At 73.7% G+C, this 13,039-nt stretch carries 12 protein-coding genes; 5 read left to right on the plus strand and 7 right to left on the minus strand.

Annotated features, from left to right (window positions below):
• The first annotated feature begins 56 nt into the window (after nt 1-56).
• A complete protein-coding gene (locus tag LCD31_RS02695) occupies nt 57-1,868 on the plus strand; it encodes a thiamine pyrophosphate-requiring protein (RefSeq protein ID WP_224955813.1) in 1,812 nt (603 codons plus the stop codon).
• Here the strand turns inward: LCD31_RS02695 and LCD31_RS02700 are convergent.
• The 3 genes from LCD31_RS02700 to LCD31_RS02710 all read right to left on the minus strand — a co-directional run bounded on the left by LCD31_RS02700 (nt 1,849) and on the right by LCD31_RS02710 (nt 3,805).
• Entirely contained in the window at nt 1,849-2,172 is a 324-nt protein-coding gene (locus LCD31_RS02700) for a hypothetical protein (protein WP_224955814.1), read from the minus strand. The two genes, LCD31_RS02695 and LCD31_RS02700, sit on opposite strands and share 20 nt — an antisense overlap.
• A 198-nt stretch (nt 2,173-2,370) precedes the next feature.
• Nucleotides 2,371-2,793: a GNAT family acetyltransferase gene (locus LCD31_RS02705; protein ID WP_224977460.1), complete on the minus strand. Its 423-nt coding sequence runs from the start codon at nt 2,791-2,793 to the stop codon at nt 2,371-2,373.
• An 82-nt stretch (nt 2,794-2,875) separates the two neighbouring features.
• Nucleotides 2,876-3,805: a U32 family peptidase gene (locus LCD31_RS02710; RefSeq protein ID WP_224955816.1), complete on the minus strand. Its 930-nt coding sequence runs from the start codon at nt 3,803-3,805 to the stop codon at nt 2,876-2,878.
• Between the two features lie 121 nt (nt 3,806-3,926).
• Here LCD31_RS02710 and LCD31_RS02715 point away from each other — a divergent pair, with 121 nt between their 5' ends.
• Both LCD31_RS02715 and LCD31_RS02720 read left to right on the plus strand, forming a co-directional pair.
• The gene (locus tag LCD31_RS02715) at nt 3,927-4,688 is read left to right on the plus strand and encodes an IclR family transcriptional regulator (RefSeq protein ID WP_224955817.1); all 762 of its coding nucleotides are present in this window, start codon (nt 3,927-3,929) and stop codon (nt 4,686-4,688) included.
• A gap of 82 nt (nt 4,689-4,770) precedes the next feature.
• Entirely contained in the window at nt 4,771-5,976 is a 1,206-nt protein-coding gene (locus tag LCD31_RS02720) for a cytochrome P450 (RefSeq protein ID WP_224955818.1), read from the plus strand.
• A 3-nt stretch (nt 5,977-5,979) separates the two neighbouring features.
• Here the strand turns inward: LCD31_RS02720 and LCD31_RS02725 are convergent, their stop codons facing one another.
• A complete protein-coding gene (locus tag LCD31_RS02725) occupies nt 5,980-8,148 on the minus strand; it encodes an NTPase (RefSeq protein ID WP_224955819.1) in 2,169 nt (722 codons plus the stop codon).
• Between the two features lie 264 nt (nt 8,149-8,412).
• On the opposite strand from LCD31_RS02725, the gene LCD31_RS02730 reads away from it, so the two are divergent.
• Nucleotides 8,413-9,486: an alpha/beta hydrolase family protein gene (locus LCD31_RS02730; protein WP_224955820.1), complete on the plus strand. Its 1,074-nt coding sequence runs from the start codon at nt 8,413-8,415 to the stop codon at nt 9,484-9,486.
• 52 nt (nt 9,487-9,538) lie between these two features.
• Here LCD31_RS02730 and ilvA read toward each other — a convergent pair whose 3' ends face one another.
• On the minus strand, nt 9,539-10,777 hold the full coding sequence (gene ilvA / locus LCD31_RS02735; protein WP_224955896.1) for a threonine ammonia-lyase IlvA: 1,239 nt from the start codon (nt 10,775-10,777) through the stop codon (nt 9,539-9,541).
• 546 nt (nt 10,778-11,323) lie between these two features.
• On the opposite strand from ilvA, the gene LCD31_RS02740 reads away from it, so the two are divergent.
• Nucleotides 11,324-12,142, plus strand: coding sequence for a glycoside hydrolase family protein (locus LCD31_RS02740; RefSeq protein WP_224955821.1), 819 nt, complete (start codon nt 11,324-11,326; stop codon nt 12,140-12,142).
• On the opposite strand, the gene LCD31_RS02745 is transcribed toward LCD31_RS02740, so the two are convergent.
• Together LCD31_RS02745 and LCD31_RS02750 are read right to left on the minus strand one after the other, a co-directional pair.
• Nucleotides 12,124-12,549 (minus strand): hypothetical protein, encoded by a 426-nt coding sequence (locus LCD31_RS02745; RefSeq protein WP_224955822.1) that lies wholly within the window; start codon nt 12,547-12,549, stop codon nt 12,124-12,126. The two genes, LCD31_RS02740 and LCD31_RS02745, sit on opposite strands and share 19 nt — an antisense overlap.
• A 37-nt stretch (nt 12,550-12,586) precedes the next feature.
• On the minus strand, nt 12,587-13,024 hold the full coding sequence (locus LCD31_RS02750) for an NUDIX hydrolase (RefSeq protein ID WP_224955823.1): 438 nt from the start codon (nt 13,022-13,024) through the stop codon (nt 12,587-12,589).
• Between the last annotated feature and the right edge of the window lie 15 nt (nt 13,025-13,039).

Genomic DNA, 13,039 nt, shown 5'->3' on the forward strand with positions numbered 1-13,039 from the left:
TGGCGGACCGCCACCGCCACCCGGCGGCCGACCCCCGCGAGGAGGTACCGCGACCAGTGGCTGATCCGAAGAACGTCGCCGAGCACATCGTCGAACGCCTCGGCGCCTGGGGAGCGCGTCGCTTCTACGGCTACCCGGGCGACGGGATCGGCGGGGTGATCGCCGCGCTGCGCACCGCTCCCGACACCGAGTTCATCCAGGTCCGGCACGAGGAGACGGCGGGGTTCGCGGCCTGCGCGGACGTGAAGTACGGCGGCAGCGAGCTGGGCTGCTGCGCCGTGACGAGCGGCCCCGGCGCGGTGCACGCGCTCAACGGGCTTTACGACGCGAAGCTCGACCACCAGCCCGTGGTGGCGCTGCTCGGGCACACCGCGAGCACCGCGCTCGGAGGCGGCTACTACCAGGAGATCGACCTGACGAACCTGTTCAAGGACGTCGCGGGCGACTTCTGCGAGCAGCTGGTGGAACCCAGCCAGGTCCGCCACCTCGTCGACCGCGCGTGCCGCACCGCGCTGGCCCACCGGACGGTGACGGCGCTGGTGCTGCCGAGCGACCTGCTGGAGCGGGAAGCGGTGCCGGAGCCGCCCGCCGAGCACGGCTACTACCGGACCTCCGCGGTGCCGAGCACCCCGGTCGGGGCCGCCGACCCGCGCGGCATCGCGCAGGCCGCCGACGTGCTCAACGCGGGGGAGAAGGTCGCGATCCTCGCGGGAGCGGGCGCGCACGGGGCCACCGACGCGCTCACCGCGGTCGCCGACCGGCTCGGCGCCGGGGCCGCGAAGGCGTTGCTGGGCAAGACCGTCCTGGACGACGCGCTGCCGTGGGTCACGGGACCCATCGGGCTGCTCGGTTCGACCGCGAGCTGGCACCTGATGCGCGAGTGCGACACCCTGCTGATCGTCGGCTCGAACATGCCCTACACCGAGTTCTACCCGGCGCCGGGGCAGGCGCGGGCCGTGCAGATCGACGTGGACGGCGCCCGCTGCGGCCTCCGCTACGAGACCGAGGTGAACCTCGTCGGCGACGCCCGCGCGACCCTGGAGGCGCTGCTGCCGCAGCTCGACGAGCGCACCGACGGCACGTGGCGCGAGCACATCGGGAAGTGGACGCGGCGCTGGGAGTCCTACAGCGAGAAGCGCGCCGACGCGGACACCAGCGGGCTCAACCCGGAACTGGTGGTGCGGGAGCTGTCCCGGCGGCTGCCCGACGACGTGATGGTCGCCGCGGACTGCGGCACCGCCACCAGCTGGTACGCCCGCGACCTGGAGATGCGGCCCGGCATGCTCGGCAGCCTCTCCGGCACCCTGCTGTCGATGGGCGGCGGGCTGCCCTACGCGCTCGCGGCGAAGTTCGCCCACCCCGAGCGGCCGGTGGTCGCGCTCGTGGGGGACGGGGCGATGCAGATGAACGGGGTCAACGAGCTGATCACGGTGGCGAAGTACTGGCGGGAGTGGGCGGATCCGCGGTTCACCGTGCTGGTGCTCGCCAACGACGACCTGTCCTACGTGACCTGGGAGACCAGGGCCATGCTCGGCGACAAGCCCTACCCGGAGGCCCAGCACCTGCCGGAGGTGCCGTACGCGAGGTGGGCCGAGCTGCTCGGCCTGTCCGGGCACGAGCTGGCCGACGCCGACCAGGCCGGACCGGTGTGGGACGCGGCGCTGCACGCCGACCGGCCCGCCGTCGTGGACGCCCGGGTCGACCCGGCGGTGCCGCTCGTGCCGCCGCACGTGACGGTGTCGCAGGCGCTGAACACGGCCCGCTCGCAGGTGAAGGGCGACCCGGACGCGCTGCGGATCATCGCCGACGGGGTGCGCGAGACGATCGGCGCGAAGGCCAGGTCCGTGCTCAGCGCGCCCCTCGACTGACCCGGTCGTGCTCGCGCCGCGACGGCACGAGCACGGCGATCAGCCCGCCGCACGTCAGCAGCAACGCCCCGGTCAGCCCGGCCAGCAGCAGCCGCCGGTCCTGGCCGGCGCGTTGCACCTCCCGCTGGTCGTCGTAGCTGTTGAGCGTGCTGCCCGCGCTGGAGACGAGGCGGCACACCTGGTCCGGGCCCATGATCTGCTCACCGCACCGGACCGGGCCGCCACCGGTGGTGGCCAGCACCGCGCCCCCGCTGACCAGCAGCACGACGAGCACCGCGATCCCCGCTCGCGCCAACGCCCCCATCGCGCTCTCCCTCCGCCGGGTGTCCAGTGTGGTCCCGGCGACGGGGCGGTGGGCGGGCGGACGCACCGGGCGCGGTGGTTTCCGCTGGTCAACCGGGGGCGCCGGTTTTCCGGTCCGGATCCGGAACCCGGCTCGCGGGCTCGGACCGCGCGCCGGGCACGGGTCTTCGAGCCGAGACCTCCCGGGGCGGCGCCGTCCTCAGCCGTCCGGGATGAGGCGCTTGCCGAGATCGACGACCTCGTACGGCGCGTAGCCGAGCCGTTCGTAGAAGTCCACGACGCCGGTGTTGTCCGGGCGGACCTGCAGCTGCACCTTCGGGCAGCCCAGCGCCGCCAGCGCGGCCTCCGCCCGCTCGACCAGCGCGCGCCCCAACCCGGTGCCGCGCTGCTCGTCGGCGACCGCCAAGTAGTGGATCCAGCCGCGATGCCCGTCGTAGCCGGCCATCGCGGTGCCGACCACGCCGCCGGACCCGTCCTCGGCGACGAAGAACATCTCCGGTTGCACGGTCCGCTTGCGCCGCACGTCGGCCCACGGGTCGTTCCACGGGCGGGTCAGCCCCGCCGACTTCCACAACGCCACCACCGCTTCGGCGTCACCCTCGGCGAACGTCCTGATCCGCACCGTCCCGCTCCTCCCACGACCTTCCGGACCCGCGCACGGTACGCGGTCCGGGGTGGTCGGCGCCGCGGATTTTCCCGCTGAGTCAGCAGGTGCGCGGCAGGGCGAGGTCCGCGGCGGCCGGGGCCGAGCAGGTGGCCTCCGGGGCGTAGCGGTGCAGCAGTTCCAGCCCGATCTGCGCACGGCGCACCCGCTCGCGGCCCAGCGCGACGGCGGTCGGCGTCAGGTGCGTGCCGCTCGGGTAGATGTTCGGGGCGTTGCGCAGGCCGAACTTCAGGTGCACGGGCGCGGCGACCCGCACGATCTCGGCGATCTCGAAGTGCCGCACGAAACCGCCGAGGTCGTCGGGGGCCTCCACGTACACGTCCAGCGGCAGCGCGGTGGCGGCCCGGATGTCGGCGAGCTGCTGGAGGTCGAGGTCGGTGGGCACGTTGTAGCTGTCCGCGCCGAGCTGTTCGGCGATGCGCACCGAAGCCGGGTTCGACAGCCCCATCTGGACGCTGATCTTGAACCGCAGATCCGCAGGCAGCGCACCGGATTTGCGCATCCGGGACGCGGTGGCCAGCACGCCGAGGTCGGTGATCAGCACGCTGCGGACGCCGGCTTCGGCGGTGCGGCAAACGTCCTCCAGCGCGTGCACCAGCCCTTCGGTGCCGCGGGCCTGCGCGGCGACCGGGCCGCCGCCGCTCGCGGTGGCCAGGGCGCCGGTGCCCCAGGCGGCGACGGGGCGGGCGAACAGGCTCAGCTCCACCGACGCGGCGGCCGCGGTCCGGGACATCGCGCCGAGTTCGGCCGCGGTGAGCAGCATGCCGCCGCTGCCCTGCGAGATCCGGTGCACCGGCACCTCGCGCGCCCGGGCTTCGTCCAGCACGGCGTCGAGCACTTCGGGACCTTCGGTGCTGGGGATCTCCACCCGGTACTGCGCGCCGTCGGGGAAGCGCTTCCCGCTGACCGGGAGTTGCGGACCGCCGCCGGGAAGTCCTTGCGCCACCAGGAATTCGCGTGTCTCCCGCACCGGCCGCTCCGTTCGACATGTCGGACAACGTTCGGCAACGGTAGGTTCGGCGTGCGGAGCCGGTCAATCCGCCGCGGGTAGGATGGCGCGCCGCTGGGGCGGAACGCGGAGGAGCGAGCCGATGGCACGAGCGGTACCGGCGGTGGGGCGGGCGTTCGACGTCCTGGAGCTGTTCCTGGCCGAGGCGGAGCTGAGCGCGCCCGAGATCACCGCGGCGCTGGGCCTGCCGCGCACCACGGTGCACGAGCTGCTCGGCACCCTCGTCGAGCGCGGCTACCTGGTGGCGGCGGGGGAGAGCGGCACCCGGTTCCGGCTCGGGGTGCGGACGTTCCAGCTCGGCTCGGCCTACGCGGAACGCCTCGACCTGGCCCGCGAGGGCGGGCTCGCGGCGGAGGAGGCGGCGCTGCGGTGCGGGGAGACGGTGCACGTCGCGGTCCTCGACGGCACCGAGGTGCTGTACGTCGCGAAGGTGGACAGCGCGCACCCGGTGCGGATGGTCTCGGCGGTGGGGCGGCGGCTGCCCGCGCACTGCACGGCGGTCGGCAAGGTGCTGCTGGCGGCGCTGCCGAAGCGGCGCTTCGCGGAGTTGTACGCGGGGCGGCGGCTGGTGGCGCTGACCGCGCGCAGCACCACCGCGCGGCGCGCGCTGCGCCGCGAGCTGGACGTGGTCGCCGCGACCGGCATCGCGCGGGAGCACTGCGAGTCGAACGAGGCGGTGGCCTGCGTCGCCGCGCCGGTGCGGGACTCCTCGGGTGCGGTGGTCGCGGCGATGAGCGCCTCGGTGCCGACGCCGCGCTGGGACGACGCGGCGGACCGCGCGCTGACCGGGATCATCCGGGAGGGGGCGGCGGAGCTGTCCCGGCGCCTCGGCCACGCGGGCTGACGCACCCCGGGGAACTAAGACAATCAGCTGACTTAGTTGTAGGGTGGGTGGCGCCCGAACAGCCCACCCGCAGGAGTTGCGCATGACCACCGCGGAGCCCCGGACCTTCCCGTTCAGCCGACCGGAACGGCTCGACCCGGAACCGCTGTTCCAGGAGCTGCGCGAACAGCCGCTCCTGCGCGTCCGGCTGCCCTACGGCGAACCGGCCTGGCTGGCCAGCCGCTACGAGGACGTCAAGGTCGTCCTCGGCGACCCGCGGTTCAGCCGCGCCGCCAGCGTCGGGCGCGACGAGCCGCGGATGCGCCCGCACCAGGGCTCCAGCGGCAACATCCTCAGCATGGACCCGCCCGAGCACAGCAGGCTGCGCCGGCTGGTGATGAAGGCGTTCACCCAGCGCCGCGTCGAACAGCTGCGCCCCCGCGTCCAGGAGATCGCCGACGGGTTCGTCGACGCGATGCTCGCCGCCGGGCCGCCCGCCGACCTGGTGGCGGACTTCGCGCTGCCGCTGCCGATCACCGTGATCTGCGAACTGCTCGGCGTGCCCTACGCGCACCGCGGGGACTTCCGGCAGTGGTCCGACGCGTTCCTGTCCACCACCAAGTTCACCCCCGGCGAGGTCGCCGAGGCCATCGGCGCGATGCGGGAGTACATGGCGGGCCTGATCGCGGAGCGCAGGCGGGACGAGCACGGCCGCGACGACCTGCTCAGCGCCCTCGTCGCCGCCCGCGACGAGCAGGACCGGCTGTCCGAGGACGAGATGCTCTCGCTGGCCGAGGCGATCCTCGTCGCCGGGCACGAGACCACCGCCTCGCAGATCCCGAACTTCGTGCACGTGCTGCTGGAGCACCCCGAGGAGCTGGCGCGGCTGCGCGCCGAGCCGGACCTGGTGCCGCGCGCGGTGGAGGAGCTGCTGCGCTTCGTGCCGCTCGGCAACGGGGCGGGCATCGCGCGCTACGCGCTGGAGGACGTCGAGCTGGGCGGGGTGCTGGTGCGCGCCGGGGAACCGGTGCTGCCCGCGACGGCCTCGGCGAACCGGGACGCGGCGGTCTACCGGAACCCAGAGCAGCTGGACCTGGCGCGGGCGGAAGCCTCGCACGTGGGCTTCGGGCACGGCCCGCACCACTGCCTCGGCGCCCCGCTGGCCCGGATGGAGCTGCAGGTCGCGCTGGACGTGCTGCTGCGGCGGCTGCCCGGGCTGCGGGTGACCGACGAGGCGGCGATCGAGTGGAAGGACGGCCTGTCCACCCGCGGGCCGTCGGCGATGCCGATCAGCTGGGACGCGGGCTGACAGCTAGCCGGCCAAGTGGTCCCGGAGCAGGGCGTGCCGGAACTGGTAGACCGGGCTGTGCCTGCGCAGCACGCCGCGTTCGTGGGCATCGGTCAGGAACGTGATCGTCCGCCACGGCAGCCGCCCGCGCAGCGGCAACCAGATGCGGCCGAACACGACCCACTCGCCCCAGGCGCTCAACGCGAGCACCGCCCCGAGGCCACCGCCGGCGCCGCCCAGCACGCCGAAGTTGATCGTGCTGATCGAGCTCCACGTCAGCGGCAGGCCCCACAGCCCGCCGCCGAGCAGCTCCACCACCAGGAAACCGCTGAACCCGACGCACATCCCGAACGCCGGGCCGAACAGCAGCAGCTGCACCAGCGCGGTGCGGCGGTTGGCGGCCAGCAGCGCCTCGGGGCTGGCCGCCGCGCCGATGTCGAGGGGCGCGTCGAAGATCGCCGCGAGGAACAGCACGAGCCCGGCGCCGATGCCGAACATCGCCGCGAACAGCAGCCCGTCCACCAGGGCGCTGAGCAGCACCGGGGCCTCGGGGGTGGACCAGGCGCGCAGCAGCCCGGGCACGAACCCGCAGCAGAACCCGAACACCGTGCCCAGCAGCAGCGCCACCGCGGCCCTGGTGGCGATCGTGCGGAACGAGCGGGAGTCCGGTCTGCGCGGTCCGCGCCGGAACCGGAAGCGCACGTGGGAGGGCTCGATCGCGGCCCGCCGGAAGACGAACCGGGCGCCGTGCGCGAGGCCGAACCCGGGCCCGGCCATCGTCCCGTTGAGGAACCCGTTCGCGGCGCCCGCCACCAGGCTCGCCGGCACGCCGTTGCCCCCGGCCACGAACAGCGCCGAGTGCCCGAGGAACACCACCACCCCCACCACCGCGCCGGTGACCAGCGCGACCACCAGCATCCGGGTGCGCCGGGGCAGGTCGTCGGCGATCTTCCACCAGGCGAGGTCCTGGGCGGGACCGGGCGATCTCGGCCGGGAGCGGGGGCGCAGGTCGCGCCGCACGAGGTGCGTGGCGAGGTGCCGGAACCAGGGCTGCACCTGCTCCTGCGTCCACGGCCACCGCATCTCGATCGGCCGGGTGTCGGCGAGCTCGTCGTCGTAGACGGTGGGGACGTACTTCTGCAGCAGGTGGTCCTTCAACCGCTCCTGCGTCGGGAACCGGTCCCGGTCGAGCAGTTCCGCCGGGCGGGCGTCGTCCTCCCGGTACGCGGTGCGGGCCAGCGACGCCATCAGCGGGTTCCGCAGCACCTGCAGCAGGTCGCGGGACGCCGCGCCGTCCGGATCCGCCGGTGAGCCCCGCAGCACCGAACGCCAGCGGCGCCCCGACTCGACCCCGCCGCGCGCCAGGTGCTCGATCAGGCCCGCCTCGTCCAGTTCGACGAGCCGGATCGCGGCGGACCGCTTCACCGGGCCGGTCTTGTCCACCAGGGCGGCGTACTCCGCTTCGCGGCTGGTCATCAGCAACGGCCCCTCGTGCCTGCTGATCGCGCGCAGCCCGGTGCCGCGCCGGGGTTCGGCGATCTCGTCGAAACCGTCGAGCACGGGCAGGATCAGCTCGGAATCGACCAGGTCGGCGGCCGTCCGCCTGCCGCCCGGCTGCGGGTAGTCGTGCGCGAGCCGCTCGATCAGCCAGTTCCGGAGGCCGATCGCGCTCGGGTCCCAGGCCCCGAGGTCGAAGCGGACCGGCACCGGGCCGCCGGCCCACCGGCCGCCCCGCTGCCGCTCCGCCAGCACCCGCAGCACGAAGTCGACGGTGAGCACCGTCTTCCCGGACCCGGCGGGCCCCAGCACCACGAGCCGTCCCCACGGCAGCGCGCCGTAGGTCAGCAGGATCCCGTTCGCCTCCTCGTCGAACACGCCGGAGAGGTCGATCGGGGCGTCCGCCCGGTCGCCGTGCCAGTGGCCGCTCAGCCGGTCTGGTGCCGCCTCCCACCGCACCGGCAGCGCCTCGTGCTCGCGCAGCACCCGCGCCTCCTCCCGCTTCCAGCGGGTGCGCACCTCCCGCGCGAGCACGCGCAGCGGCTCGTCGAGCGCGGTGCGCCCGGCGTTCCCGATCAGGTCGCCGTGCAGGACCCCGCCCTGGACCACGGTGCGCACCCGGGCACCCGGCGCGATGTTGACGGTGTTGTCCACCCGGCCGGCAGGTGGGCAGGATCGCTCGTCAGAACCCGACATCCCCACGACCTCCCCGGAGGGCGGCCCCGCCCGCCCCGGAAGGACAAGGTCCCACAACTCGGGGTCGCTGAACACGGCCGCGCTGCGACCGGATCACCCGAAAACTCTCTGGCATATGCCGAAAAAGGCGGAAGTTCGCGCACAGGTGCGGAATGTTGCCGCCGCGATCACCCGACTGGCCGCTGGAACCCGGCCACCCGGCCTTGGTTCGCTCAGCACGGCACCCGTCAGGGGAGGCGGGTCGACCTCATCCGGGGGAACCTGATGCGAACCGAACACCGGACCGCGCCGCGCCGCTGGGCCGCCGCGCTGATCGCCCTCACCGCCACCGCCGGGCTGACCGGACCGGCGGCGATCGCCGAACCCGCACCGCCGCACTTCGCCGACGGGCACGGGATCACCGTCGTCGGGCAGCCGGAATGGCACAGCGCGCGGACGTTCACCATCACCGTGCGCACCGACCAGGTGCCGGAGCACCCGGTGCTGCCGGGCCAGGTCTCCGGTGAGCACGTCGTCATGGTGACGCTGCCCGACGGCTACGACGGCACCACCCGCTATCCCGTGCACTACACGCTGCACGGCTCGCCGGAGTACCCGAACGCCGTGCAGAACATGGAGATCACCGAGGCGGCCACCGCGGGAGTCCCGCTGATCGCCGTGGAGCCCGACGGCGGCGGACGCGGCTGGTACACCAACTGGGTGGCGCCGGGGAGCTCCGGCGTGCAGAACTGGGAGACCTTCCACCTCGACCAGCTGATCCCGCTGATCGACGACAACCTCGCCACCATCGCCACCCGCGAGGGCCGCGCGATCTCCGGGCACTCGATGGGCGGCTTCGGCGCGTTCCACTACGCCGAGCACCGGCCCGACCTGTTCCGCTACGTCGGCAGCTTCTCCGGGGACCTCGACCTGCTGAACCCGGAGATCCGCGCCGCCGTCACCGCCTCGACGCGGTGGGACGGCGCGGGCACGCCGCTCGACCCGCCGGACGCGATCTTCGGCTCACCGGTGTGGCCGAACGACGGCATCTGGAACGCGCAGAGCCCCGCGCAGCACGTCGACGCCCTGCGCGGCATGGGCGTCGCGATCTACGCGGGCAACGGCGGGAACCTGCTGGACGATCCGGTCCTGGCCATCGCGGAGAACCGGGTGCGGGAGACCGCCGTCGTCACCGCGGCGAACCTCGCGGCGGCCGGCATCCCGCACGACTTCCTCGGCTACGGCGACGGCAGCGGCTGGGGCGAGGGCTGCAACGGCAAGCACGCCCAGCGCGCCTGCCTCCAGGCCGACCACGACGACTACGTCGGTCGCATCATGGACGTCCTGCAACACCCCTAGCCGCCAGGTGAACGGCCCACCGGCCCGTGGTGGGCCGTTCACCCCGGCGAACTCACACCAGGAAGTGGAACAGCGGGCTGTCCGGCGGGACCTGCTGGATGCGGTGCGGGATCGCTTCCATCCGCTTGCGGATCGGGTCCAGGTTCTCAGGGGCGCCGAGTTCGAGCCCGACCAGGGCGGGGCCGGTCTCCCGGTTGTTGCGCTTGACGTACTCGAACAGCGCGATGTCGTCGTCCGGGCCGAGCACGTCGTCGAGGAACCGGCGCAGCGCACCGGGTTCCTGCGGGAACTCGACGAGGAAGTAGTGCTTGCGCCCCTCGAACACCAGCGCCCGCTCCACGATCTCCGCGTACCGGCTCACGTCGTTGTTGCCGCCGGAGATCAGCGACACCACCGTCGAGCCCGGCGCCAGCCCGAGGTCCTGGGCGAGCGCGGCGGGGGACAGCGCGCCCGCGGGCTCGCTGATGATGCCGTCCGACTGGTACAGGTCGAGGATCTCGACGCAGATCTGCCCTTCCGGCACCGCCACCAGGTCCGGCGGGTCCAGCGCGGCGATGGCGTGCGGGTTGCGGCCGACGACGCGCACCGCGGCGCCGTCCACGAACGGATCCAGATCGTCCACGGGGGACGGTTCGCCGCGGTCGAGCGCGAGCGCCATGCTCGCCGCGCCCTGCGGTTCCGCGCCGATCACCCGCACCTGCGGGTGGTTCTCCCGCAGCCAGGTGAGGGTTCCGGCGAGCAGCCCGCCGCCGCCGACGGGCACCACCACCGCGTCGGGGGCCTTGCCGAGCTGCTGGACGACCTCGCGGATCACGGTGCCCTGCCCGGCGATGGTGCGCGGGTCGTCGAACGCGGGGATGAGCGTCATGCCGCTGTCGGCGGCGTCGGCGCGGGCCGCGGCGTCGGCGTCGTCGTAGGTGTCGCCGAGCACGATGACCTCGACGTGGCTGCCGCCGAAGCGCGCCACCCGCTGCCGCTTCTGCCGCGGCGTGGTGCGGGGCAGGTACACGCGGGCGGCGACGCCGAGCGACTCGCAGGCGAACGCCACGCCCTGCGCGTGGTTGCCCGCGCTGGCGCACACGACGCCGCGCTCGCGCTGCTCCGCGGAGAGCTGGCTGATGAAGTTGTACGCCCCGCGCACCTTGTAGGACCGCACCGGCGTGAGGTCCTCCCGCTTGAGCCGCACGTCGAGCCCGTGCCGGGTGGAGAGCCGTTCGTTGTGCTGCAGCGGGGTCGGGGGGATCGTCGTGCTGAACCGCTGGGCCGCGGCGTCCACGTCCGCGGCGCGCACCGGGCTTGGCGACACGTCGTCGACCTCCTGTCGGGTGTTTCGGTGTTGGGGCACGGGAACGAGCATGGTCCTGCCGTTCGGGCGGCCCGGCGGCGGGGGTGGGCCCGTGCGACCGGTCCCCGCCGATTCGGTGACGCTGCGCACAGGATCTGCCGCGCACCTCACCCGATGTGGAGCTCGTCCGATGCGGACGGTCGTCAGTGGTGACCCTGCGCGTCGATCTCCCACTGCATGGGAATGCTGAGCCGGACTCGCGTTTCACCAGGTGGACGCGGTAGGGCGTGGCGCGGCCGCCCGTCGTGCCCGCTTCGTCCGGTCCGGCCGGTTCCGGCGTCGCCGCGTCGAGCCAGGGTGGTCGAGCCGCGCCCGCAGCGGCGGACGGCACGCCCGGAACCCGTTGCGGTACCGCCGAACGCGCGGTCCACCGACGAGAAAACCGGGAAATTCAAAGGGGATCGGAACGCGTGGCGGCGCCCTACGATGATCCCGACGTCCCGGCCGCGTCCGCCGCGCGGGCGGGAACTGCGGCGACGCCAGGAGGAATCGATGATCAGGACGTTCCCGCGCCGGACGTGGTGGGCCGCGGTGACCGCGGCCGCGGCCCTGCTGCTCGTCCCCGCGACCGCCGGAGCCGACGACGCCGGCGGCAAGGGCGTCAGCGTCAACCCCGGCGACGGGGTGGACGCGGCGCTGCGCGACGTCGGCGCCGACTGGTTCTACGGCTGGGCCGCCGACCCGCAGGGCGTCACCGCGCCCGACGGCGCCGAGTTCGTGCCGATGATCTGGGGCGCCGACTCGGTGAACCCGCAGGACCTGGACGCGGCGAAGGAGTCCGGGTCGACGCTGCTCACCTTCAACGAACCGGACTTCGACGAGCAGGCCGGGATGACCGTCGAGCAGGCCCTCGACCTGTGGCCGCAGCTGGAGGAGACCGGGATGCGGCTGAGCGCGCCCGCCGTCGCCACCGGCGCCGACCAGGACGACGGCTGGCTCGACCGGTTCCTGCGCGGCGCCGAGGAACGCGGGCTGCGCGTCGACTTCATCCCGCTGCACTGGTACGGCGGCGACTTCTCGCCGCAGGCCACCGATCAGCTCCGCGACTACGTGCAGGCCGTCCACGACCGCTACGGGAAACCGGTGTGGGTCACCGAGTACGCGCTCATCGACTTCTCCGGGGACGCTCCGCGCTACCCGGACGAGCAGCAGCAGGCGGACTTCGTGCGCGACTCCGCCGCCATGCTCGACGGGCTGCCGTTCGTGGAGCGCTACGCCTGGTTCACCCTCTCCACCGGCACCAGCCCCACCGGCCTCTACGACGGTGCCGAACCCAACGCCGCCGGCACCGCCTACCGCGACGCCCCCTGACCGCTCGCCCGGCCGGGCAGGACCAGGACGAGCGCCAGGCCGGTGACCAGGCCGAGGCTGCCCATGCTCAGCACCTGGTCGAGCAGGCCGTACATGTGCAGCATCGTGCTGTGGAAGCCGAAGTGCAGCGCGTTGAACACCAGCCACGCCGCACCGGCGGCCCGGGTGAGCACCACGTCGTCGACCCGCCGCAGCGCCGCACCGCTGAGCGTCGCCAGCGCGAGGAACATCGCGCCGGTGTCCCGCGTCAAGTGCTCGTTGTACGGGCCCAGCCGCGGCAGCCAGTCCAAGCCGAAACCCGGGAACGAAGCGTGCCAGGACTCCGGCGCGACGAAGGCCCAGAACCCGGTGCTCGCCCCCACCAGCAGCAGCACCACGAGGCATGCGCGGTCGACTCGGGTTTTCACGGGTGCGATACCTCCTGCGGGGTGGCGGACGGGGCGGTCACCGGTCGGCGAGGGCGTCGAAGGCGCGGCGCACGTGCCACACCAGGTCGAGCCGCAGCGTCTCCTCCAGGGTGAGCCAGCGGTGCTCGTCGTGCTCTTCCGGCGAGGTGACCACCTCCGCCTCGGGATCCGCTTCGGCGCCGAGGAAGGTGACGGTGTGGTAGCAGATCGGCCTGCCGCGCGTGTCGGCGTTGCTGAACCGGGCCAGCTCATCGGTGGCTCGGACGACCAGCCCGGCTTCCTCGGCGGCTTCGCGTTCGGCCGCGGCGCGCAGGTCCTCGCCCGGTTCGACGGTGCCACCGGGCAGGTCCCACCGGCCACCGAGGTAGCGGTCCGCGCCGCGCTTGAGCACCAGGTAGCGCCCCGCGCGTGCCACCAGCACGTGCGCGACCCAGCGGTGGTCGTCGAACCGGAGTCCGTCGTCGTCCAGCGTCATCCCTCGTCTCCCGGT

This window comes from Saccharopolyspora sp. 6M (assembly GCF_020176775.1).
GTDB classification, from domain to species: Bacteria; Actinomycetota; Actinomycetes; order Mycobacteriales; family Pseudonocardiaceae; genus Saccharopolyspora_C; species Saccharopolyspora_C gregorii.

Bases quoted from the DNA above. Each gene is read 5' to 3' on its own strand.
- LCD31_RS02720 (WP_224955818.1), top strand. From the start codon at position 4,771: ATGACCACCGCGGAGCCCCGGACCTTCCCGTTCAGCCGACCGGAACGG.
- LCD31_RS02715 (WP_224955817.1), top strand. From the start codon at position 3,927: ATGGCACGAGCGGTACCGGCGGTGGGGCGGGCGTTCGACGTCCTGGAG.
- LCD31_RS02740 (WP_224955821.1), top strand. From the start codon at position 11,324: ATGATCAGGACGTTCCCGCGCCGGACGTGGTGGGCCGCGGTGACCGCG.
- LCD31_RS02700 (WP_224955814.1), bottom strand. From the start codon at position 2,172: ATGGGGGCGTTGGCGCGAGCGGGGATCGCGGTGCTCGTCGTGCTGCTG.
- LCD31_RS02725 (WP_224955819.1), bottom strand. From the start codon at position 8,148: ATGTCGGGTTCTGACGAGCGATCCTGCCCACCTGCCGGCCGGGTGGAC.
- LCD31_RS02730 (WP_224955820.1), top strand. From the start codon at position 8,413: ATGCGAACCGAACACCGGACCGCGCCGCGCCGCTGGGCCGCCGCGCTG.
- LCD31_RS02750 (WP_224955823.1), bottom strand. From the start codon at position 13,024: ATGACGCTGGACGACGACGGACTCCGGTTCGACGACCACCGCTGGGTC.